Annotated in this window: 22 protein-coding genes; 20 read left to right on the forward strand and 2 right to left on the reverse strand. The window is 35.5% G+C overall.

All coding sequences use genetic code 11. The annotated features are described in order from the left end of the window. The first annotated feature begins 9 nt into the window (after window positions 1-9). The 14 genes from OL233_RS03910 (at window position 10) to ileS (ending at window position 16507) form a co-directional block, all read left to right on the forward strand. Window positions 10-390 (forward strand): cell division protein FtsL, encoded by a 381-nt coding sequence (locus OL233_RS03910; protein ID WP_275471054.1) that lies wholly within the window; start codon window positions 10-12, stop codon window positions 388-390. Further along, a complete protein-coding gene (locus OL233_RS03915; RefSeq protein ID WP_275471055.1) occupies window positions 390-2306 on the forward strand; it encodes a penicillin-binding transpeptidase domain-containing protein in 1917 nt (638 codons plus the stop codon). Before OL233_RS03910 ends, OL233_RS03915 begins: the two co-directional genes overlap by 1 nt. Window positions 2307-2311: 5 nt before the next feature. Beyond that, on the forward strand, window positions 2312-3277 hold the full coding sequence (gene mraY / locus OL233_RS03920; RefSeq protein ID WP_275471056.1) for a phospho-N-acetylmuramoyl-pentapeptide-transferase: 966 nt from the start codon (window positions 2312-2314) through the stop codon (window positions 3275-3277). Window positions 3278-3292: 15 nt separating this feature from the next. Beyond that, a complete protein-coding gene (gene murD, locus OL233_RS03925; protein ID WP_275471057.1) occupies window positions 3293-4669 on the forward strand; it encodes a UDP-N-acetylmuramoyl-L-alanine--D-glutamate ligase in 1377 nt (458 codons plus the stop codon). Continuing rightward, on the forward strand, window positions 4669-5763 hold the full coding sequence (gene murG / locus OL233_RS03930) for an undecaprenyldiphospho-muramoylpentapeptide beta-N-acetylglucosaminyltransferase (protein WP_275471058.1): 1095 nt from the start codon (window positions 4669-4671) through the stop codon (window positions 5761-5763). Before murD ends, murG begins: the two co-directional genes overlap by 1 nt. A gap of 18 nt (window positions 5764-5781) precedes the next feature. Beyond that, window positions 5782-7161, forward strand: a complete 1380-nt coding sequence (locus OL233_RS03935; protein WP_275471059.1) for a cell division protein FtsQ/DivIB — start codon at window positions 5782-5784, stop codon at window positions 7159-7161. 199 nt (window positions 7162-7360) lie between these two features. Then, complete coding sequence (gene ftsA, locus OL233_RS03940) at window positions 7361-8734, forward strand: cell division protein FtsA (RefSeq protein ID WP_275471060.1); 1374 nt, start codon at window positions 7361-7363, stop codon at window positions 8732-8734. 20 nt (window positions 8735-8754) lie between these two features. Beyond that, window positions 8755-10026, forward strand: a complete 1272-nt coding sequence (ftsZ, locus tag OL233_RS03945; RefSeq protein WP_275471061.1) for a cell division protein FtsZ — start codon at window positions 8755-8757, stop codon at window positions 10024-10026. A gap of 12 nt (window positions 10027-10038) precedes the next feature. Beyond that, complete coding sequence (locus tag OL233_RS03950) at window positions 10039-10722, forward strand: YggS family pyridoxal phosphate-dependent enzyme (RefSeq protein ID WP_275471062.1); 684 nt, start codon at window positions 10039-10041, stop codon at window positions 10720-10722. A gap of 17 nt (window positions 10723-10739) precedes the next feature. After that, window positions 10740-11504, forward strand: a complete 765-nt coding sequence (locus tag OL233_RS03955) for a cell division protein SepF (protein ID WP_275471063.1) — start codon at window positions 10740-10742, stop codon at window positions 11502-11504. Window positions 11505-11518: 14 nt separating this feature from the next. Continuing rightward, on the forward strand, window positions 11519-11794 hold the full coding sequence (locus OL233_RS03960) for a YggT family protein (protein ID WP_126831405.1): 276 nt from the start codon (window positions 11519-11521) through the stop codon (window positions 11792-11794). Window positions 11795-11829: 35 nt separating this feature from the next. Further along, window positions 11830-12612: a YlmH family RNA-binding protein gene (locus OL233_RS03965; protein ID WP_275471064.1), complete on the forward strand. Its 783-nt coding sequence runs from the start codon at window positions 11830-11832 to the stop codon at window positions 12610-12612. 18 nt (window positions 12613-12630) lie between these two features. Further along, window positions 12631-13458 (forward strand): DivIVA domain-containing protein, encoded by an 828-nt coding sequence (locus tag OL233_RS03970; RefSeq protein ID WP_275471065.1) that lies wholly within the window; start codon window positions 12631-12633, stop codon window positions 13456-13458. Between the two features lie 262 nt (window positions 13459-13720). Continuing rightward, entirely contained in the window at window positions 13721-16507 is a 2787-nt protein-coding gene (ileS, locus tag OL233_RS03975; protein WP_275471066.1) for an isoleucine--tRNA ligase, read from the forward strand. A 45-nt stretch (window positions 16508-16552) separates the two neighbouring features. On the opposite strand, the gene zwf is transcribed toward ileS, so the two are convergent. Then, a complete protein-coding gene (zwf, locus tag OL233_RS03980; protein WP_275471067.1) occupies window positions 16553-18073 on the reverse strand; it encodes a glucose-6-phosphate dehydrogenase in 1521 nt (506 codons plus the stop codon). Between the two features lie 184 nt (window positions 18074-18257). Then, window positions 18258-18908 (reverse strand): metal-dependent transcriptional regulator, encoded by a 651-nt coding sequence (locus OL233_RS03985; protein ID WP_275471068.1) that lies wholly within the window; start codon window positions 18906-18908, stop codon window positions 18258-18260. Window positions 18909-19088: 180 nt separating this feature from the next. Between OL233_RS03985 and OL233_RS03990 the strand changes: the two genes are divergently transcribed. From OL233_RS03990 to OL233_RS04015, 6 genes are all read left to right on the forward strand, one after another. Then, window positions 19089-19820, forward strand: a complete 732-nt coding sequence (locus OL233_RS03990) for an acyl-[acyl-carrier-protein] thioesterase (protein WP_275471069.1) — start codon at window positions 19089-19091, stop codon at window positions 19818-19820. Window positions 19821-19951: 131 nt separating this feature from the next. After that, window positions 19952-21103 carry a betaine/proline/choline family ABC transporter ATP-binding protein gene (locus tag OL233_RS03995; protein WP_275471070.1) on the forward strand — a complete coding sequence of 384 codons (1152 nt, stop codon included), beginning with the start codon at window positions 19952-19954 and terminating at the stop codon, window positions 21101-21103. Continuing rightward, complete coding sequence (locus OL233_RS04000; RefSeq protein WP_275471071.1) at window positions 21103-21735, forward strand: ABC transporter permease; 633 nt, start codon at window positions 21103-21105, stop codon at window positions 21733-21735. The genes OL233_RS03995 and OL233_RS04000 overlap by 1 nt, the downstream gene beginning before the upstream one ends. A 1-nt stretch (window position 21736) precedes the next feature. After that, window positions 21737-22672 (forward strand): osmoprotectant ABC transporter substrate-binding protein, encoded by a 936-nt coding sequence (locus tag OL233_RS04005; protein ID WP_275471072.1) that lies wholly within the window; start codon window positions 21737-21739, stop codon window positions 22670-22672. A gap of 3 nt (window positions 22673-22675) precedes the next feature. Beyond that, window positions 22676-23344, forward strand: coding sequence for an ABC transporter permease (locus tag OL233_RS04010; protein WP_275471073.1), 669 nt, complete (start codon window positions 22676-22678; stop codon window positions 23342-23344). A 140-nt stretch (window positions 23345-23484) separates the two neighbouring features. Further along, complete coding sequence (locus OL233_RS04015) at window positions 23485-24702, forward strand: pyridoxal phosphate-dependent aminotransferase (protein WP_275471074.1); 1218 nt, start codon at window positions 23485-23487, stop codon at window positions 24700-24702. Window positions 24703-24744: the final 42 nt, after the last annotated feature.

Raw genomic sequence — 24744 nt, forward strand, 5'->3', positions numbered from 1 at the left:
GAAATCGAAATGGCAGAATTAAAAGAGTTTAGTCATCTGGAAATGGAACGTGTTCTAGATGAAGCTGTGGAAGAAAGTAACCTAACTTCACCTGTTGTCACGAAATCTAAAGCAACGTTGAAAAATATTTCACGTATAGAAAAATTAGCGGTGTCATTATTATTGGTGGCCGTTTTGGGATTGGCTGTTGTTACAGTTAAACTTACGACAACTATTTCTCAAGCGGAGGAAGATATTTCTGTGATGCAGCTAGATATTAATGACAAGACAGAAAAAATTACTAAGCTAGAGCAGAAAAAAAATGAAATGTCACGTACAGATAAAATTAAAGCTGCTGCTGAAAAAGCAGGATTAGTGATTAATGATGAAAATATAAGGAATGTTGACTAATGAATTTAAAAAAATGGCGAGCTTTTATCGATAGCAAGTGGTTAGAACCTAGAGCTAATCGGCGTAAGTTTGGCTCATTATTATTTTTCTTAACTATTATTGTATTTTCTGTATTTATAGTACGTTTTATGTATATTGTAGGTGCTGGTAAAGTAGGGAAGACTTCTTTAGAAACTAAAACTCAAGAATTGTACCAAGGCAGTAGCGTCGTTCAGGCAAAACGAGGCACCATTTATGATAGAAATGGTGACGCGATTGCAGAAGACGCTACTTCTTATTCTTTATACGCCGTTATGGATAAAAAGTACTTAGGTCTAGAAAATCCTAAGACTGGTAAACGAGAGAAGTTATATGTAGAAGAGAAAAATAAAGCTGATATTGCAAAGATTCTAGCTAAATATACAAAATTAGAAGAAAAAGAGATACTTAAACGATTAGTACCTAAAAAAAATAAACAAGGTAATTTAATCAAGCAAGTTGAATTTGGTTATGATGGTAAAAAAATAACACTTGAAACAAAGGAAAAAATCGAGAAAGAACTTGAAAAAAAAGAGATTAAAGGGATTTACTTTGAAAAACATCCAGCTCGAATGTATCCAAAAGGGGTATTTTCTCCTTATATCGTTGGCTATGCGTCTTTAGCGGATGAAGATAATGATGCTAAAGGGCTAGTAGGTAAGATGGGAATTGAGAGATCTTATGATAAGATTCTCGCTGGCACCAATGGTAAAATAAGATATCAAAAAGATAGATACCAACAGCCCCTTCCTGGAACAACGGTTGTGGAAAAGGAGACGGAAGATGGTAAAGACATTTATACGACATTGGACGCTCAACTTCAATCACGTTTAGAAGATTTAATGACACAATCTTATGAAGAGTATGGATCAGAAGACATAACTGCTATTCTAGCAGATGCTAAAACAGGTAGTATTGTAGCAGCTTCTCAGAGACCCGCTTTTAATCCAGAAGGATTAGTTGGGTTAGATAAAGGGGAAGATTCTCCTTGGCTTAATTTATTAATTGAACAACCCTATGAACCAGGATCAACAATGAAAGTTTTTACGGTTGCTGCGGCAATTGAAACGGGTGTATTTAAAGAAAATGATACATTTAGAACTGGATCAATTCAGGTGGAAGATAAGAAAATTAATGATCATATTCCTGAAGGTGTGGGAACTATTACGTATAGGCAAGCATTAGCTTGGTCAAGTAACGTTGGTATGGTTCACTTACAGCAAATGATGGACATGAGATGGGTTGATTATATTAAAAAATTTGGATTTGGTGAATCGACTGAATCAGGTTTATATGGTGAGTTGCCTGGAACGGTTAATGATAAAAACGTAGTAGATATAGCCATGTCAGCTTATGGTCAAGCGATTGCGGTAACACCTTTTCAAATGATTCAGGCTTACACAGCGATATCGAACGATGGTAAGATGATGAAACCAAATTACATTAGTAAGATTGTGGATCAAAAAGGAAATGAAACAATCAAAAAACCTGAAATGATATCAAAACCAATCAAAGCTTCAACTGCTAAAAAAGTAAGAGAGATGATGGTTGATGTGACTGAAGATGAAGTCTATGGAACAGGTAAGAAGTTCTATAAAATTGATGGTTATCATGTAGCTGCTAAAACCGGAACCGCTCAGATATTTGAGAATGGTGGTTTGGTACAAGATCAGTATCTCTATTCAGTTGTGCAGATGGCACCAGCTGATGATCCAAAATATATTATGTATGTCACAATGAGAAAACCACCATTAGGTGTAGTAGCTGAAGAACTGATTTCGAAAATTTCTAATCCGTTATTAAAACGTGCTTTGGATTTCGATGAGGGCGAGGCAGCAAATAAAGCAAAAGAAGCTTCTAAAGAAGAAGCTGCTAAAAAAGAACAAACAGGAGAATAATTATTATGGAATGGACACAAGTATTTTTACCAATTGCACTAAGTTTTGCAGTAACAGTTTCGATTATGCCGTTATTCATTGGATATTTTCAAATGAAAAAACACGGTCAATCGATTCGTGAAGAAGGGCCAACGTGGCATAATCAAAAAGCAGGAACACCAACAATGGGTGGTTTAGTTTTCTTAATCGCTATTGTTATAACATCATTAATTTTTGCTATTTGGAAGGGTGCGTTTACTGCATCGTTCGTTATCTTACTTTTCATTTTGATTTTATATGGAGCATTAGGTTTCTTAGATGATTTCATCAAAGTCTTTAAGAAAAGAAATATGGGATTAAATTCAAAACAAAAATTAGTAGGTCAAATTGTGGGTGGACTAGTATTTTATAGCGTATACCGTTATCAAGGTTTTTCAAATACATTAACAATACCAGGTATTGGCAGTCTTAACTTAGGGATTGCGTTTGGTTTGTTTGTATTAGTATGGCTGGTTGGTTTTTCAAATGCAGTTAACCTAACAGATGGTCTTGATGGACTTGTTTCTGGTTTAGGGATGATTTCTTTTGGGACTTATGCGATTATCGCTTGGAATCAAAATCAACTAGATATTCTAATTGTATGTTTAACTACAATGGGCGGTTTACTAGGGTTCTTTTTATATAATAAAAAACCAGCAAAAATATTCATGGGTGATGTGGGATCGCTAGCTTTAGGTGGTATGTTAGCAGCGATTTCAATTCTACTTCATCAAGAATGGACATTGTTATTAGTAGGTCTAGTTTATGTTTTAGAAACATTGAGCGTAATGATGCAAGTAACATCATTTAAACTGACGGGAAAACGTATTTTTAAAATGAGTCCGATACATCATCATTTTGAAATGTCTGGTTGGTCAGAATGGAAAATAGATATTGTTTTTTGGATAATAGGATTAGTAATGTCAGCCATTACTTTAATGATTTTATATTAAGGAGATATCAATAGGATGAAAAAAGTAAATAAGTATGAAAACCAAAAAGTATTAGTATTAGGTCTTGCAAGAAGTGGGATGAGTGCGGCTTCTCTATTGCATGACTTAGGTGCTTTAGTAACAGTGAATGATGGGAAAAGCTTTGATGACAATCCTGAAGCCCAAGAACTATTAGCTAAAGGTATTCGTGTTATTGCTGGAAGTCATCCTGTTGAATTGTTAGATGAGGATTTTACCCTGGTTGTTAAAAACCCGGGTATTCCTTATTCTAATCCCATTCTCGAAAAAGCAATTGAAAAAGATATACCGATTATTACAGAGGTTGAATTAGCTTATCAGATTTCTGAAGCGAAAATTGTAGGTATTACAGGAACAAATGGTAAAACTACGACAACGACAATGATTGGAGAAATTTTAAACGCAGGTTTACCAAAAGGTGAGGCGCGTTTAGCAGGTAATATTGGGATGCCAGCAAGTGGCGTTGCGCAAGAAGTTAATGCTGATGATGTCATGGTCACTGAGTTATCTAGTTTCCAATTGATGGGCATTCAAGAATTTAAACCTGCAATAGGAATTATTGTTAATTTATACGAAGCACATCTGGATTATCATGGGAGTCGTGAGGGCTACGTGAAAGCAAAATGGGAACTTCAAAAGAATATGACGGCATCTGATGTGTTAATTTTGAATGGGAATCAAGAGGAATTGGTTAAGTTAAGTCAGGAGACCAGCGCTAAAGTGATGTTCTTCTCGACTGAAAAGGAATTGGATGAAGGAGCTTACTGTCTCGACGGACGCATGTACTACAAAGGTGAATATATTATGGATTCTTCTGAAATTGGAGTACCAGGTGGGCACAATATTGAGAATGCTTTAGCATCAATTTGTGTAGCTAAACTACTTGATGTAGAAAATAAAGCGATTAAAGAGGCAATTTCTGCTTTCGGTGGTGTTGAACATCGTACAGAATATGTGGGCGAAATTGACGGACGAAAATATTATAATGATTCAAAAGCAACGAACATGCTGGCGACTGAAAAAGCATTAAGTGGTTTTGATAATAGTAAAGTTATTTTGTTAGCAGGTGGATTAGATAGAGGAAATTCATTTGATGAATTCATTCCGACTATAACAGGCCTAAAAGGAATTGTGCTGTTTGGAGAAAGTAAAAATAAAATTGAAAAAGCGGCTGTAGAAGCAGGTATTAACGCAATTAAAGTAGTTGATACTCTAGAAGAGGCTGTTTGCGAAGCTGAGAAGATGAGTTCACAAGGCGATTCGGTCTTATTATCACCTGCTTGTGCAAGTTGGGATCAATATAAGAATTTTGAAATCAGAGGGACTGTTTTCAAAGATGAAGTAAAAAAAATACAAGATAGAAGTGAGAGATAATGAAGATATTAGTATCAGGCGGAGGTACTGGGGGGCATATTTACCCAGCTCTGTCTTTAGTCAAACAAATTAGAGAAGAACATCCGGATGCAGAGTTTATGTATGTTGGAACAGATCGAGGATTGGAAAGTAAGATTGTTCCGAAAGAAGGCATTCCTTTTAGTACAATTCAAATTCAAGGTTTTAAACGTTCATTAAGTTTAGATAATTTCAAAACAGTTTATTTATTTTTAAAGAGCATTAAAGATTCAAAAAAAATAATTAAAGAGTTCAAACCAGATGTTGTAATGGGAACAGGCGGTTATGTATCTGCTGCAGTAGTATATGCAGCGCATAAGTTAAAAATTCCTACTATCGTTCATGAGCAAAACAGTGTACCAGGAGTAACCAATAAATTTTTATCAAAATATGTTGATAAAGTTGCGATTTGTTTTCCAGATGCTGCGGAATTTTTCCCAAAAAATAAAGTGGTTTTAACAGGGAATCCTCGTGGTCAAGAAGTTGTCCGAGTGACAACTACCGATAACTTAACACAATTTGGTTTAGATAATGATAAAAAAACAGCACTTATTTTTGGTGGAAGTCAAGGTGCTTGGACACTGAATCAGGCGATGACAGATATCTTGTCAGAGTTAAGTCAAAAAGAGTATCAAGTACTTTTTGCCACAGGTGAACGTTATTTTGAAACAATTGATAGTAAATTAAAAGAAGAGGGAATAACTTCTGATAATTTAGTAGTTGTACCCTATATTTCTAACATGGAAACAGTATTGAAAAATGTTGATTTAGTTGTAAGTAGAGCAGGAGCTACTACTTTATCAGAGTTAACAGCGTTAGGCTTAGCTTCTATTTTGATTCCAAGCCCTAATGTAACCAACGACCACCAAACTAAAAATGCGATGAGCTTGGTAAAAGTGGGAGCGTCGCGCTTGCTTAAAGATACAGATTTATCAGGTGCTAATTTATTAAAAGAGTTAGATGATATCTTACTTGATGATACTGTACTTAAGGAGATGGGCGATAAGGCAAAAGGACAAGGTATTCCAGATGCAACAGATCGTTTGGTAACGTTAGTCGATGAATTAATTAAATAGTATGAAGGAGGCTAGTCTGTGGATAAGGATGAATCAAATAATAAACTACCTTCTGAAGTTGAAGAAGAATTAACACCGTGGCAAATAGAAAATCAAAAATATTTAGAGTCATTGAAGGAAAAAAGTGAGGATGAATCTGAACAAGATGAGGCCTCAAATGAAGAGCAACCTTCCCTAGATTTGGAAAATGATGACGAAGAAAAAAATCGTCTAAATAAGAAATCTAAGCTAAAATTAGTTCTCAATAGAAAAAGTAAAAAAGTAAAAATAAAAGAACAAGAAGAGATAGAAGAACCAGGTGAAAATGAGAGTGGGGTCAAAGAATTACCAAAGTCAGTCTCATTTGCAGACCGCTTACCTAAAATGAAGGAAACTAGACAGAAGCGCTTAAAACGTCGTCTTGTTGCGATTGTAGGTGTTTTTGGTGTTGGTGCACTCAGCTTGATGTATTATATCTCACCATTAAGTAAGGTGAGTAAAGTCTATGTAACAGGAACTAGACTAGCGTCTAAAGATAAAGTTGTTTCATCTTTGAATCTGTCTAACTCTGATTTTATTTGGGAAGTTTATGGCGACAATAAAATAGAGAGTAAGATAAAAGAGAATAATCCTAGAATAAAAAATGTTGAGAAATCATTAAAAGGTATTAATAGTATTAAATTAGAAGTTGAAGAATTTGAAGAAGTAGCTTATTTGAAAGAAGGGAAAGAACTGTATCCTATTCTTGAAAATGGCACGATAATTAAAGATAAAGATCAAGGACTGCAAAAATCATTTCCAATTTTAATTGGATTTAAAGAAGGAAATGCACTTGTAGAATTTATTAAAAATTATCAAAAAGTACCGATGGACGTTAAAGAAAAAATTGTTGATATAACATCAGCACCGACTAAAGATAATGAGTATTTATTGATGATTAACATGAATGATAAAAATAAAGTAGTTGCTTCTTCGCAAGATTTTCATAAAAAAATAAAGTATTATAACGGCGTCGCTAAAGAAATAACAGAACCTAGCTTGATTGATATGGAAGCGGGTATATTCTCACGAAGCTTCGATTCAATAGCTAAAGAAGAAGCTGAAAAAGAAGCGGTATCTGGTGAGCAATCTGTTGAAGGCATACAATCACCAGTAGAACGAGAACCAGTGTTTGATGAGAATGGCAATGTTATTCCTCAAGAAGATCTTTCGAAAACTGAAAAAATACCAGTTGAGGGAGAAACAGGGGAAGAGCAACCTAAAAAAGATGAAGCAGTTGCAAATCAGTCTATTGAAAAGATGGTTTATGAAGATTGGTTAAATGATTTGAAAGAAAATGGTACTGGTGAACTATTAGAAGAAGATGATTCTGAAAATTCAATAGCTGAATACAATGAAGGTGCGGCTTTAGATGAGTAAAAAAAGTCGTGAATTAGTAAATCAACTATAAAATATCAACCTATAATAATAAATTAAGTAATATCATAGAATCTTCTTTTGAAATGCGAGGTTTTTATGGTAAAATTGTAGGAAGATGGGTTAAAATCTCAGTGAATAATAGATAAATAATAAAAATGACTTGTATAAGAAAAGAAGTTAATAGGAGGGACGACCTATCATGGCAAAAACAGGTATTTATGTTGGTCTTGATATAGGTACTACATCAGTTAAGGTTGTAGTTGCTGAATACATAGAAGGACAAATTAATATAATTGGTGTAGGTAACGCAAAATCAGAAGGTTTAAGCAGAGGAATAGTTACTGATATTGATAATGCAGCAGCATCAATTACTCGTGCTATTTCACAAGCTGAAGAAAAATCAGGAATTAAGATTAGAAATGTAAATGTAGGTTTACCAGCTAATTTATTACAAGTAGAATCATGCGAAGGTATGATTGCAGTTAATACGGAAGCAAAAGAAATCACAGATGAAGATGTGAGAAAAGTATCAGCAGCAGCAATTGTACGTTCAACTCCGCCAGAAAGACAAATTGTGGCTATCGTACCTAAGGAATTCAAAGTAGATGGTTTTGAAGGGATTAAAGATCCTCGTGGCATGATAGGTGTACGTTTAGACATGAATGGTGTTGTTTATACGGGACCTAAGACAATTGTTCATAACATTCGTAAGTGTGTTGAAAAAGCAGGGCTACAAATTGCAGAACTTGTCATTACACCACTTGCTTTGACAGAGTCAATTTTATCAGATGGTGAAAAAGACTTTGGAACAATTGTAATTGACATGGGCGGTGGTCAGACGACAACAGCTGTTATTTATGATCACGATTTGAAATTTGCACATGTCGAACAAGAAGGTGGCGAATTTATTTCTAAAGATATTTCAGTTGTTTTGAATACATCACTTAATAATGCAGAAGCGTTAAAAATTAATTATGGTGATGCTTATCCAGAACGTACATCTGAGCAAGAAGAATTCCCAGTAGATGTTATTGGCAAAAGTGAAGCTGTTAAAGTAGACGAACGTTACTTATCAGAAATCATTGAAGCGAGAATGGAACAAATTTTTAGCAAATCTAAAGATATGCTAGAACAAATTGAAGCGTTAAACTTACCAGGTGGTATTGTTTTAACTGGAGGTAACGCAGGAATTCCTGGTGTTGTAGAATTGGCTACAGATGTTTTTGACCGTCAAGTAAGATTATATGTGCCAAATCACATGGGCTTAAGAAATCCAATATTCTCAAATGCGATAAGCATTGTTGAATACGGTTCTAGACTAAGTGAAATTCACCGTTTAGCTAATTCAGCAATCATGGGTGAAAGACGACCAGTAATGGCAACACCTGATGTTAGACCGGCTATTCAAAAATCACAACCGACTCAACAGTCACAGCAAGTTCAACAATCAGCACCGGTTCAAGAGTATAGTGAATACAATCAAACAGATGAAGAGTTTTTAGGTAATACTGAAACTAAAGGCGACAATGTAAAAGAGAAGTTAAAAGGTTTCCTTTCAAATATTTTTGACTAAGAATTAGGAGGATTTTAAATATGGAATTTTCAATAGATAGCACTATGGATAGTGGTGCAGTAATTAAAGTAATAGGTGTCGGCGGTGGCGGTGGTAACGCTGTTAATCGTATGATCGAAGAAAATGTTAAAGGTGTAGAGTTCATCGTTGCTAATACAGATGTTCAAGCACTTAAAGATAGTAAAGCAGAAACAGTTATTCAATTAGGGCCTAAGTATACAAGAGGTTTAGGTGCGGGATCACAGCCTGAAATTGGTAAAAAAGCTGCTGAAGAAAGTGAAACAATGTTACAAGATGCCCTAAGCGGAGCAGATATGATTTTCATTACTGCAGGTATGGGTGGAGGTACTGGTACTGGAGCTGCTCCAGAGGTTGCTCGTATCGCTAAAGAATTAGGTGCTTTAACAGTAGGTGTTGTGACACGTCCATTTAGCTTTGAAGGACCAAAACGTGGCCGTTACGCTGCAGAGGGTATTTCAGATTTAAAAGAAAATGTTGACACACTACTAATCATTTCAAACAACCGTTTATTAGAAGTAGTAGATAAAAAGACTCCTATTTTAGAAGCTTTCAGAGAAGCTGATAATGTATTAAGACAAGGGGTTCAAGGGATTTCAGATCTAATTACAGCACCGGGTTATGTAAACTTAGACTTTGCTGATGTAAAAACGGTTATGGAAAACCAAGGAACTGCCCTTATGGGAATTGGTTCTGCAACAGGTGAAGATCGTGTTATTCAAGCGACTAAACAAGCTATTTCTTCACCATTATTAGAAACATCAATTGCTGGTGCTGAACAAGTCTTATTAAATATCACTGGTGGATTAGATATGACGTTATTTGAAGCGCAAGATGCATCTGATATTGTAACGCATGCTGCTGATGGTGATGTAAATATTATCTTAGGTACGTCTATCAATGAAGATCTTAAAGATGAGATTGTTGTAACAGTTATTGCTACAGGAATTGACCCAACAAGAAGAGAATCTAAAAGTTCTCGTACTCAAACACGTCAAACAACACCATTAACACAAACAACAAGTAGCTCATCAGTTACTGAACCATTATCAAGACAAAATGTTTCCATCGATCCAGTAGTTCCAGATGCTCATGAGGAAGAAAAAAGTGCATTTGGTGATTGGGATATCAGACGTGAACCAAATCACAGAGGGCGTGTAGAAGAACCTCAAAGTGAAAAAATAGAGAAAAAAGAATTTGATAGTTTTTCTAAAGCGTCAGAACAAGATGACGAAGAATTAAATACCCCAGCATTTTTCCGTAGAAAAAGATAGGAGTTGACTGAATTGAGTAGGCTTGAGAAAAATGTCCTTAGTGTTCAGGAGACTATAGATCAAGCGTGCCAATCAGTTGGTCGTAATGCCAAAGACGTGGTAATGCTTGCAGTTACTAAATCTGTTAGTTCTGAAGTTGCGGCACCTTTATTAGAGCTAGGTATTACTAAATTTGCTGAAAATAGGGTAGATAGTTTATTAGAGAAACAACTTTATTTTCAAGAGAATAAGATTGAATGGCATTTAATTGGAACGCTACAACGTAGAAAAGTTAAGAAAGTGATCAATTCAATTGATTACTTTCATGCTTTGGATAGTTTGAAATTAGCAGAAGAAATTCAAAAACACGCAACGCAAACAATTAAGTGTTTTGTTCAAGTGAACGTGTCAAATGAAGAGTCGAAACATGGATTAATCATAGAAGATACAATTAATTTCATCAAAAGTATTGAAAAGTATGATAAAATTAAAATTGTTGGTTTAATGACAATGGCTCCTAAAGATGCTACAGAAGTTGAAATTAATTACTATTTTAACGAATTAGCTTTAAAATGTAACGAAATCAGAGAATTGGATTTAGACCATGCTCCGTGTACCGAATTAAGTATGGGTATGAGCAATGATTATGAGCTTGCAGTAAAATCAGGTTCAACTTATGTTAGAATAGGAACAGCTTTTTTCAAAGACTATATATAAAGTAGAGGGAAATATAAATGACATTTGTGACAGTAGCGAAGGAGAAATTTCAGAAAATGACGGATTTCTTTGGTCTTGCTGAAGATCAAGAAATGCAAACAAATCCGCAATTTAACCACCGCCAAATTCCAGAAAATAGACAGCAACAAACAACAAATATTGTAGCTGAAAATACACGTATTCCAGTTCCAAATGCCGAAGCTCCAGTTAGAGAAGAAGCGATTAGAGAAACAAGAATGTCACGTATTAGTCAAGCTGCAAAGGGTAAACAAAAGAACACTAGACCAGTAAAACCAACACCAGTTTATCAAGATGACGTTTTAAGAGAAAATGTAAGAATACCTCAAGAAGGTGTTCAAGTGCAACAACCTCAAGAAACGCCAGTTCAACCAAATCGTTCTGCTAGAGTTGACGAAACATACGAAAATGTTCGTGTTGATTCGGTAAAAGCAGATAGACCAGCTATGGCTAAAAAAACTCAATCAGAGGCATCGGGTGAGAATATCGTGAAAAAAGTATCTATTTTAGAACCAAGAACATATACAGAATCAAAAACTATTGCTCAATGTATTTTCAGAAATGAAATTGCGATTGTAAACTTTCATTTAGTTGATGAGAGTCAAGCTAGAAGGATTGTTGACTTTCTTACAGGTGCAGTATTTGCTTTAGATGGTGACATTCAACGTTTGGGTGGCGAAATATTTATTTGTACACCGCCAAATACGGAAATTGATAGTGCAACAGCTAAGAGCTTACTAGAAACACAATTTAAAGAGTATTAGAAGGAAGTGGTTGCATGATTATCAATTTGATTAGTTTTATTCGTCTCGTTTCTGAATTATATTCAGGAGCACTTGTTATTTATGCCCTATTATCGTGGTTCCCAGGTGCGTATGACTCGTCATTAGGACGATTTTTATCAAAAATATGTGATCCATACTTGCGTATTTTTGATCGTCTTAATTTGAACTTCGGAGGCATAAGTTTTTCTATCATGGTTGCCCTGTTGGCATTAAATTTCGGGACAGAGTTTGTCGTAAGATTAATTGTGAAACTATACTATATTTTTTAAGGTGTTATAATTAAACCATGAAAGGGTGTGACTCTATGAATGTTAATGTTTATCAGCATTTTCGTAAAGACGAACATCCTTTTGTTGATATGGTCGGTGACTGGATTGAACAGGTCGATAGTCAGTATACGCCATACTTAACTGATTTTTTAGATCCAAGACAGGCATTCATTCTTGAAACTCTTGTTAAAGCAAGAGGCGAATTAGAATTGATGTTTTATGGAGGGTATGAAGTAGCAGAGAGAAGACGTGTTTTGATTTATCCCAATTATTATGAAGCAACAAATGATGATTTTGATATTGAACTTTATGAAATAAGCTATCCAACAAAATTTGGTAGTTTATCACATGGTAAAATATTGGGAACATTAATTAGTACTGGATTGAAACGTGAATTTTTTGGAGATATTATCTCTGATGGATCGAGATGGCAACTTTTTATAAAAAAAGAAATGGCTCATTATGTGACATCACAATTAGATAAAATCGGGAAACTACCAGTCAAACTTAAAGAATGTGACTACACACAGATGATTGAACCTAAAGATAGTTGGGAAATAGAAATGATGACAGTGACATCTATGAGATTAGATACAGTCATTGCTTCAGCATTCAATATTTCCAGACAACGTTCTAAACTTTTAATTGAAAGTGGGAAAGTAAAAATCAATTGGACAGAAGTAAGTAAAATTGATTTTCTTTTAGAGCATTTGGATATAGTATCTATCAGAGGATTTGGAAGAATTCAAATCCGAGAAATAGAAGGTAAAACTAAAAAAGAACGTATAAGATTACAAGTAGGAATGTTAAGAAAATAAAATATGAGGTGAAGTAATATGGCATTAAGTCCAATCGATATTAAAAATAAAACTTTTTCAAACAAAATGCGTGGTTATAATCAAGACGAAGTAGATGATTTCTTAGATCAAATTATTGAAGATTTTGAAGCAACGTTAAGAGAAAAGAAAGAAACTGAAAAAGCATTAAAACATGCTAACGAGAAATTAACTTATTTCAACGAATTAAAAGATGCATTAAACCAATCAATTATTGTTGCACAAGATACTGCTGATAAATTAAAAGATTCAGCAGAAAAAGAATCAGAATTAACTTTAAATACAGCTAATTCAACATCAGCTGAAATTTTACGTCGTTCAAATGAAGAAGCTGAAACGACAGTTTCTGAAGCTAAACGTAAAGCAAATGAAATTATTACAAATGCCCAAACAAGAGCAACTGTTTTAGCTAAAGAAACAGATGAATTAAAAACAAAAACTAAAGAATTCCACCGTAAATTGTCTCTAATGTTAGAGTCTCAGTTAGAGATTGTTAATGCTAAAGATTGGGATAGTTTATTATTACCATTCTCAGCTTACATTGGTGAGGACCACCAAGAAGTAAAAAAAGTTTTAGATAATGAAGCTAAAAAAACTGAGAATAAAGCACCAGAAACAGCTGCTGAAGCAGTTCTAACTGAAGAAAAAGTTGAAGTTAAAGATAATGCAACTAAAGAAGTTGAAGTGAAAGCTGACAAAGTTGTAGAAACTGTTAAAGAAGAAACAAAAACAGACTCTATAAAAGAAGAAGAAAAAAAAGAAGTTAAAGGTTCTAAAGCAATGCAAGAAGCTATGAACTTAAATCGAAAAAACCGTAAAAAGGTTTAATGTAAAACAGAAAAGCTAATAGGTATTCTTAAAGCGAGTTGCAGATAGTGAAAGTGCAATAGACCCTACCTCTTAGAAAGATCCTTTACTAGATTTAATCATGAACTAGAGTAGTGATTAACGTGTTATTCTCGTTACGAATAACTTGAGGGAAAGATTAGTATTAATCTTTCTAAATCTGGGTGGTAACACGAGCACTTCGTCCCTTTATGGGGCGGAGTGTTTTTTTTATAGATAAAATTTGAGAGGGAGTTGGAAAAAAATGAAATTAAAAGAAACATTACAACTGGGTAAAACAGACTTTCCGATGCGTGGTAATTTACCAGTAAGAGAAGAAGCGTGGCAAGCTGAGTGGGAAGAAAATCAAATGTATCAACAACGCCAAAAATTAAATGAGGGTAAACCAACTTTCGTATTACATGATGGACCTCCTTATGCAAATGGTAACATTCACTTAGGTCATGCTTTAAATAAAATTAGTAAAGATATTATCATCCGTTCAAAATCAATGTCAGGTTTCCGTGCACCGTACGTTCCTGGTTGGGATACACATGGTCTTCCAATTGAACAAGCGTTAACTAAAAAAGGTATCAAACGTAAAGAAATGTCACGTGCTGACTACTTAACGTTATGTGAAGAATACGCTATGGAACAAGTTAATACACAACGTAATGACTTCAAACGTTTAGGTGTTACTGGTGAGTGGGATAAACCTTACATCACGTTACAACCTGAATATGTAGCAGAACAAATTCGTGTATTCGGAAAAATGGCTGAAAAAGGCTATATCTATAAAGGTCAAAAACCAGTTTACTGGTCACCATCAAGTGAATCATCATTAGCTGAAGCTGAGATTGAATACCAAGATGTTAAATCTGCTTCTATCTATGTTGCTTTCCCAGTTAAAGATGGTAAAGGCTTAATCGATACTGACACATCATTTGTAATCTGGACAACAACTCCTTGGACGTTACCTGCTAACTTAGGTATCTCAGTAAATGGTGAGTATGTGTATAACGTTGTGGAAGCTGACGGACGTAAATTTGTTGTGGCTAAAGAATTGTTAGAAACTGTGACAGAACAAATTGGTTGGGAAACAGTGACTGTCTTATCTGAAATTAAAGGTAGCGACATGGATATGATGACAGCACAACATCCATTCTACGACCGTGAGTCATTAGTAATGGTTGGGGATCATGTTACACTTGATGCTGGTACTGGTTTAGTTCATACGGCACCAGGTCATGGTGATGACGATTACCAAATTGGTAAAAAATATGGGTTAGAAATCTTATCACCAGTCGATGCTCGTGGGTGTTATACAGATGAAGCGCCTGGCTTCGAAGGAATTTTCTACGATAAAGCTAATCCAATGGTCACTGAGTTATTAACAGAAAAAAATGCTTTATTAAAATTAGAATTCTTTACACATAGTTATCCACATGACTGGAGAACTAAAAAGCCAGTTATCTTTAGAGCAACACCACAATGGTTTGCCTCAATTGATAAATTTAGAGCAGAGATTTTAAGTGAAGTAGAAAAAGTTGACTGGGTATTACCTTGGGGTAAAACTCGTCTTTATAACATGGTTCGTGACCGTGGCGATTGGGTTATTTCTCGTCAACGTGCGTGGGGTGTGCCACTTCCAATTTTCTATGCTGAAAATGAAGAAGCGATCTTAACTCCTGAAACTGTAGAACATGTTGCACAAATCTTTGCTAAAGAGGGTATTAATAGCTGGTATGAACGTGATATCAAGGATTTATTACCAGAAGGATTTACACATCCGGGTAGCCCAAATGGTATCTTTACAAAAGAAAATGACATCATGGATGTATGGTTTGATTCAGGATCATCTCATGAGGCTGTTTTACGCCAACGTGAGGACTTAACATTCCCTGCTGATTTATACTTAGAAGGATCTGACCAATATCGTGGTTGGTTTAATTCAAGTATTACAACAAGTGTGGCTATTAATGGTGTGGCTCCTTATAAACAAGTCTTATCACAAGGCTTTATCATGGACCAAAATGGTCGTAAACAAAGTAAATCATTAGGTAACACAATTGAACCTAATAAAGTTATCAAACAAATGGGTGCGGATATTATCCGTCTATGGGTAGCCAGTGTCGATGCTGAGTCTGATGTACGTGTTGATATGGATAACTTAAATCAAGTTTCTGAAGTGTACCGTAAAATCAGAAATACAATGCGTTTCTTATTAGCGAACACAAATGATTTTGAACCGAAATCTCATGCGGTATCATACGATGAGTTACGTTCTGTGGATAAATACTTGATGGTTCGTTTAAATGAGTTAGTTAAAACGATTAGAGAAGAAGGGTATGAAAACTATTCATTCCCAACTGTGTATAAAGCAATCGTTAATTTCTGTACAAATGAATTATCAGCTTTCTACTTAGACTTTGCTAAGGATGTTGTGTATATTGAAGCAGAGGATAACTATGAGCGTCGTTGTATGCAAACTGTATTCTACGAAACATTAGTGACATTAACTAAATTAATGACACCAATCTTAGTTCATACATCTGAAGAAATTTGGAGCCATTTGAAAGAGGAAGAGAGCTATGTTCAGTTAGCAGAAATGCCTGAGTACCAAGAATTCCCTAATCAAGATGTTTTAATGAGTAACTGGGCTGAGTTTATGACATTACGTGACAATGCACTTAAAGCGTTAGAAGAAGCGCGTAATGCTAAATTAATCGGTAAGTCATTTGAAGCGAAATTAACAATTTTCCCAAGTGAACCGACTGCAATGTTAATTAAAGCAATCGATTCTAACTTAGAGCAATTATTGATTGTCTCTCAATTAGAAGTGGCTGATGTGAACGCAGAAGTTCCTGCTGAAGCAGTTAAATTTGATGGTATGTCTATCTTAGTTGAAAAAGCTGCTGGTGAAACATGTGCGCGTTGTCGTGCCGTTAAAGAAGATGTTGGTTCACATGAGAAATTAGAAACATTATGTGACCGTTGTGCGACAATTGTGGAAGAAAGCTTTCCAGAAGCTGTTGAAGTTGGATTTGAATAAGCGATAAAAAAAACTTGGAAGAATTTCTTCCAAGTTTTTTTTATTTTATAATTTACCTTGTTTTCGGTACCACTCATCTGGTGTCCAGACCCAGTTGAAACCATCTTGCTCAAGTAAATCAAAAGCGGCTTTGGGTCCCATTGTTCCACTAGCGTAGTTAGGGAAGTCCGGTGTTTCATTGTCCCAAGTCTTTCTTATAACATCCACAATACGCCACGATTGGGCTACTTCATCCCAATGTGAGAAGTTAGTCCCATCCCCTTTAAGACAGTCTAAGATAAGCTTCTCGTAAGCCTCAGGACTATTATCTAAAGCTTCAGCTGAATGACGATAGTCTAATTTTATTGGATCGATGTTAAAGCCATCGCCAATTTCTTTACCGTTCATTGTTAGTGAAAAGCCTTCTGTTGGCTGGATATAAATAGTTAAAACATTTGGAGGCATTGTTTCTGCTTCGCAGGCTGTTTCATTTTCAGAGCGGAAGACATTAATCGGTGTGGGTTTGAATACAATATTAATACGTGTTCCTTTTTCTGTTAATTGTTTACCTGAACGAACGTAGAAAGGCACACCACGCCATCTAAAGTTATCCACCATTAATTTACCAGCAACAAATGTTTCAGTTTCAGATTCTGGATTAACGTTGATTTCTTCACGGTAAGGAATGAACGTTTTACCATCTAATTCTCCAGCACCGTATTGGCCGCGAACAAAGTTTTCTTTTACTTCGTCTTCTGAATAAATACGAATTGAATTGAGTGCTTTTACTTTTTCTTCACGAATATTTTTTTCAGTGAAAATAGCGGGTGGCTCCATTGCTAAAAGTGAGACCACTTGCATAGTATGATTTTGGATCATATCTTTTAAAGCACCACTTGTATCGTAATAGCCACCACGTTCTTCAACACCGAGTGATTCGGCTAACGTAATTTGAATATTATCAATGTACTTATTATTCCAAAGTGATTCGAAAATATTGTTTCCAAAACGGATGGCAGAAATATTTTGAATCATTTCTTTACCTAGATAATGATCGATACGGAAGATTTGTTCTTCTTCAAATGCTTCACGAATTTCGTTATTTAAATTATTGGCTGATTCAAAGTCAGTTCCAAAAGGTTTTTCAATAATTAAATGATTGAAGCCTTTTTCAGTGACAATATTTTCTGATTTTAAATGACTTGTAATAGTCCCAAAGAAGTTTGGTGCCATAGCTAGATAGAAGATACGGTTTTGTTTTAGGTCATAACGTGTATCTAAGTTATCTGCTAATTTTTTTAGATTTGTATAGTGTTCGGTATCCGTCACATTGTGTGATTGATAGTAGAAATGGCTAGTGAATTGAACAAGCTCGTCTTCTGTAGGTTTGAATGAAGCAATACTTTGAGAAACGATGTCACGATAATACTCGTCACTCCATTCACGACGGGCAGTCCCTATAACTGCAAAGTGTTCTTTTAGATACCCTTTACGGTAAAGTCTAAAAAGTGAGGGATATAATTTACGCTGTGCTAAATCTCCTGTGCCACCAAAAATAGTAAATAAGGCAATTTGTTCGTTCGACATACCTAACTCCTAACTGATAATAAATTTTCGAATAGCTAACTAAGTAAGTTAATTCTATCCACAATAACTTCATTCTAGCGTTTTAAGTTTCTTAACGCAAGGTAAAGGAACTGATTTTTTGTAAAAAAAAGAACCTTTCTCAGATTTACAGAAAGGTTGATATTTAGGTGTTTTCTACCTATATTTAGCAAGGACTTACAAAAATATTATTTGCCGCTTTATAGCTGATATGGATTTTTTTATCTGCTTGTGTAATCAAAGTTAAAGGGCCTTCGTATGCACCAATTGTTTTAATCATTACGATATCATGTATATTGAGACCAGCGCTTGCTAAGTAATCAAGTAATTCAGTTTCATCAATGACGCGTTCAATCCTAACCTGGGTGTTAACGTCAAAATCATTGAGTGATTTTAATTTTTGTTCTTGAATGACTTGATTTTCTCCAGGTATTATCCCACCATGAGGACAGACTTTGGGATGGTCTAAAAAAGTTTCTAATCGTGTAGCGAGTTCTGATGAAGTAACATGTTCTAAGACCTCTGCTTCAACGTGAACTTCATTCCATGAATAGCCTAGGTGTTCAACTAAAAAAACTTCCCATAAGCGGTGTTTTCTAACAAGTGAACTGGCGTGTTTTAAGCCTTCATCTGTCAATTGGACACCTTGGTAAGGGGAATGTTTTACAAAGCCATTTTTTTCTAATTTTGAAATCATTTCACTAACGGAAGCCGCGGAAACATTAAGTCCAGCAACGATGGATTTATTATTAATCTTTTTTTCATAGCCACCTAATTCAAAAATGAGTTTTAGGTAGTCTTCTTTATTTGGAGTCATTATATTCGGCCTCGCTTTCACTTACTATTCTATCAGAAATATGTAAGCTATCGCAATGTAAATGGCAACAAATTAACTGTATGAAAACGAATTAATTTACCTGTACTTTAAGAGATCTCACTTGTCAGTCCATCTTGTTTGTTCTAAAATAGTAAATAAACAAAAGATTAGGGTGGTTTGATGGCAAGTAAGTTTACAGAAGAACATGAGATTAAGTTTTATGAATGTGATGTTTTAGGGCGGTTAACGTTGCCGATGATTTTAAACGTTGTAATAAAGACATCAGAGTCACAAAGTGATGCCTTAGATCGAGGAACAGATTATGTAACGAAGTTAGGTCTTGGTTGGGTCATTACTCAACATGAAATAAAAATTAATCGTTTACCAGTCGTAAGTGAGACGGTTAAAGTGACAACACAAGCCACAAGCTATAATAAGTATTTTTGTTATCGTGATTTTTGGATTCATGATGCGGATGGTAATGAATGCTTGACTGTAAGTTCTACCTTTGTATTGATGGACTTAGAAACTCGAAAAATGACAAGTGTTCCAGAGGCATTAATTCAACCGTATGAATGTGAAAAAATCAAAAAAATTAAACGAGGGACACCTATAGAATCACCAGATGCTGATAGAATTATCCGTCCGTATCGTGTTCGCTTTTCAGATATTGACAGTAACCGTCATGTTAACAATGCTAGATATTTAGACTGGATGGTTGACGGTTTAGACTATGACTTTTTAGTTAACCATGAACCAACTGCTGTTAATATTAAGTTTGATAAAGAAGTGGCTTACGGCGATGAAATCAATTGTGAGACTACTTTAATAAATAACGATGAATTAAATTCAAACCATTCAGTAACATTGGACGGAAATTCATGTTCTGCATGTAATATTTCATGGAAATAAATATAAAAAGACACTTTTTTTAAAGTGTCTTTTTTCTTTGATTAGAAAATAATGAGCATATTATTTGTGAAATACACCCGTTTAACATTATAATCTTTTTATAGACAAGTTTTTTTGAAGGGAATGTTTGTATGATTGAGTACAAGAATGTATCAAAAGTATTTAAAGGAGGTAAGGTGGCGGTTGATAATGTATCGCTGTCTTTTAATAAGGGCGAGTTTGTTTGTTTTATTGGAACAAGTGGAAGTGGTAAGACAACAACAATGAGAATGCTGAATCGGATGATCGAACCATCATCTGGTCAAATTTTAATAGATGGTGTGGATATTCAAAGTAAAGATGCAGTTGAATTAAGACGTGAAATCGGCTACGTGATTCAGAATATCGGTCTAATGCCGCATATGACGATTAGAGAAAATATTGTGTTGGTCCCTAAATTACTTAAATGGCCAGAAGAAGAACGTAATCGTATCGCAAATAAATTGATTGATTTAGTGGAGCTACCACGTGAGATGCTAGACCGTTATCCTAATCAATTATCAGGTGGGCAACAGCAACGTATTGGGGTTGTGAGAGCCTTAGCAGCAGATCAAGATCTGATTTTAATGGATGAACCGTTTGGAGCACTTGATCCGATTACACGTGAGTCATTGCAAGATTTGGTAAAAGAGTTACAAGTGAAGATGGGGAAAACATTTGTCTTTGTTACCCATGATATGGATGAGGCTCTTAAACTGGCGAATCGTATTTTAATTATGGACGAAGGTAAGGTTGTTCAATTTGATACACCAGAGAATATTTTAGAAAATCCAGCTAATGAGTTTGTGGAAAACTTATTAGGTGAAGAACGTTTGATGCAAGCACGTCAAGATGAAACGACAGTTGAACAAGTGATGCTTAAATCAGCTATCTCAATTACACCAGAGAAATCTATATCACAAGGTATAGGTTTGATGAGAGAAAAACGTGTTGATACGTTGTTAGTTGTTGATGGTAGTGGTGTCTTAAAAGGCTATGTTGATGTTGAGGATATAAATAAGAACCGTAAGACTGCTACAAGTATGGGCGATATTCTAAATAAAGAAGTGTTCTTTGTTAGAAAGGATACGTTACTTCGAGATACAATGCAGCGCATCTTAAAACGTGGGTTGAAATACGTGCCGGTAGTCGACGATGACAATCGTTTAGTTGGGATCGTGACACGTTCATCACTTGTTGATATCGTCTACGATGCAGTTTGGGGTATTGAAGAGCCAACTCCGATTGTGAAGGAGGAAGCCTAATGAATAAGTTCATATTAGAACATGGCCAAGAGTTGGTCGTTAAAACAGGGGAACATCTTTTTATCTCAGCATTGGCTTTGATTTTAGGGATTGTTGTAGCAGTACCATTAGGCATTGCTTTAACTCGTACGCCTAAAATTTCAGGTTTTGTCATTGGATTGGCAAGTCTACTGCAAACTATTCCGTCATTAGCACTTTTAGCTTTAATGGTGCCACTGCTTGGTGTAGGTAAATTACCAGCTGTTATTGCATTGTTCATTTACAGTTTATTACCAATCTTAAGAAATACGTTCATTGGGATGGATAATGTGGACCCGGATTTAAAAGATGCGGCTAAAGGCATGGGTATGACAAATATGCAGTCGATTTTATCGGTTGAATTGCCAGCAGCACTGCCAACAATTATGTCAGGTGTTAAGTTGTCGGCTGTTTATGTTATTGCATGGGCAACGTTAGCTTCATACATTGGTGGTGGTGGTTTAGGTGACTTTATCTTTAGTGGCCTTAATAACTATTTACCAGAATTAATTATTGGTGGAACAATTCCAGTGACACTATTAGCTTTATTAGTTGATTTTCTTTTCAGTAAGTTGGAAGACAAATTGACGCCTGTAACAGAAAGGGGCGAATAGGATGAGAGGATTAAAAAAGATAAAAGCGATGGCCTTAGTCATGAGTTCACTTTTACTTTTGAGTGCCTGTTCGTTGCCGGGTTTACCAAGTAATAAGAGCAGCAATACAGTATCTATAGGAAGTATGTCGACATCAGAGTCTCAACTTTTAGCTGGTATGGTAAAATCGATGATTGAGCACGACACAGATATCAACGTTAATGTGGTTAATAATTTAGGGACATCTACAGTGATGCATCAAGCGATGATCAATGATGACGTGGATATTTCTGCCTCAAGATATACTGGAACAGATTTAGCAGGAGTCTTGAAAGAAGAACCTGAAAAAGACCCAGCAAAAGCACTGGGGATTGTTCAAAAAGAATTTAAGAAACAATTTAACCAAAAATGGTATGACTCTTATGGTTTCGCTAATAGTTATGCGTTTATGGTAAGTAAAGAAACGGCTGAGAAATATAATTTAAAAACGATAAGTGACTTGAAAGCTGCCGCAGATAACTTAACAGCTGGTGTGGATACGTCATGGTTGGACCGAAAAGGTGATGGCTATAAAGGGTTTACCCAAACTTATGGCTTTGATTTCGGGAAAGTTTTTCCGATGCAAATTGGATTAGTTTATGATGCTGTTAATGCAGGTAAGATGGATGTTGTTCTTGGTTATTCGACTGATGGTCGTATTGCCAGCTATGATTTAGTGGTTTTAGAGGATGACTTACAGTTTTTCCCACCTTATGATGCGTCGATTGTGGCTGATGAGAAATTATTTGAGCGTTATCCAGAATTGGATACTGTTCTGAGTAAATTAGTTGGAAAAGTAGATACTAAAACAATGCAAGAGTTGAACTATGAAGTTGATAATAACTTATTAGAACCAGAAGTTGTGGCAGAACGATTTTTACAAGAGCACCAGTATTTTGAAGAAAAAGGGGGAAACTAGCCAATGGAAAATATGTCAGTCTTTCAACAGTTTATTTATTATTTTCAAGAAAATGGTAGTTATGTTTTAAGTCAGTTTACCCGTCACTTTTTGATTTCAGTATACGGTGTACTGTTTGCTGCGATTGTAGGGATTCCAGTAGGGATTATGATTTCTCGTAAGAAGAAAATGGCAAAATGGGTATTAGGTGCTGCTAATGTTATCCAAACGATTCCATCACTTGCGATGTTATCGATCTTGATGTTAGGTCTAGGTTTAGGGGTAAATACGGTTATTGTAACAGTCTTCCTTTATTCATTACTTCCTATTATCGCAAATACTTATACAGGAATGTCGCAAGTTGACCCAACCATCTTAGATGTAGGGAAAGGGATGGGGATGACTCGTGCGGAATTATTATTTCAAGTTGAATTACCACTATCGCTTTCAGTTATGATGGCTGGTATCCGTAATGCGCTTGTTGTAGCCATCGGGGTTACAGCAATCGGCTCATTTGTTGGAGCAGGTGGTTTAGGAGATATCATCACACGAGGGACAAATGCAACCAATGGAACAGCTCTTATCTTAGTAGGGGCTTTGCCAACAGCTTTAATGGCGATTATGGTGGACTGGTTATTAGGTCTACTCGAACGAAAATTAGATCCAGCACGTAAATTAAAAGGCAATAAATAAAAAGAGACGACCTCGGTCGTTTCTTTTTTTATTAAAATTATTTAAAACAGTTGCAATTTTTTTTCAGTAAGTGTAATTTTATTATGAAAGATTAAAAATAGATTAGAGTAGGTCTGACTAGAAGAAAGTAGGAGCGCAAGATGAGAGAGTTTTTAAAATCAAGCAAACTAGATAATGTAAGTTATGACGTGAGAGGTCCGGTTCTAGATGAAGCGGATAGAATGATTGAAGAAGGTATTAATATTTTAAAATTAAATACCGGTAACCCAGCCACGTTTGGTTTCGATGCTCCCAATGAAATTGTCAGAGATTTAATTATGAACGTTAGAGAATCTGAGGGCTATTCAGATTCAAGAGGTATTTTTTCAGCCCGTAAAGCAATTGAACAGTATTGCCAATTAAAAGGTTTCCCAAATGTGGGAATTAATGATATTTATACAGGAAATGGCGTAAGTGAGTTAATCACAATGAGTATGCAAGGGCTACTTGATAATGGTGATGAAGTCCTAATCCCAATGCCTGATTATCCACTTTGGACAGCTTCGGTATCACTTGCTGGCGGGACTCCTATTCATTATGTATGTGATGAACAAGCAGAATGGAATCCTGATTTAGCAGATATTCGTAAAAAAGTAACACCACGTACAAAAGCAATTGTTATTATTAACCCTAATAATCCGACAGGTGCTTTGTATCCACGTGAGATTTTAGAAGGTATTGCACAAATTGCACGCGAGTTTAATCTGATTATTTATGCAGATGAGATTTATGATCGCCTTGTTATGGATGGTTTAGAGCACATTCCAATGGCGACGATTGCGCCAGATTTATTCGTGGTATCCTTTAACGGCTTGTCTAAGTCACATCGTGTGGCAGGTTTCCGTTGTGGTTGGATGGTATTGAGTGGAGAGAAGCGTCATGTTCAAGGGTATATTGAAGGCTTAAATATGTTAGCATCAATGCGATTATGCTCCAATGTATTGTCACAACAAATTATTCAAACAGCATTAGGTGGGCACCAAAGTAGTGATGAGTTACTTCTTCCTGGTGGTCGTATCTACGAGCAACGTGAGTTTATTACAAATGCTTTAAATGATATTCCAGGCATTACAGCGGTGAAACCTAAAGCAGCCTTCTATATTTTCCCTAAAATCGATGTGAAAAAATTCAATATTAAGAATGATGAACAATTTGTTTTAGACTTCTTACATGAACATAAGATTTTAATGGTTCATGGGGGAGGATTTAACTGGAACCAACCAGATCATTTCCGTGTGGTTTATCTTCCTAAGGTGGACGAATTAGAAAAAATGACAACGTCAATGGCTGAATTTTTGAGTACATATAAACAAAGGTAGACAATAGTCTGCCTTTTTTCCTTAAGGTATACACCAATCTTG

Origin of the sequence: Vagococcus proximus (assembly GCF_029143285.1) — a bacterium.
In the GTDB taxonomy this organism is placed as follows: domain Bacteria; phylum Bacillota; class Bacilli; order Lactobacillales; family Vagococcaceae; genus Vagococcus_D; species Vagococcus_D proximus.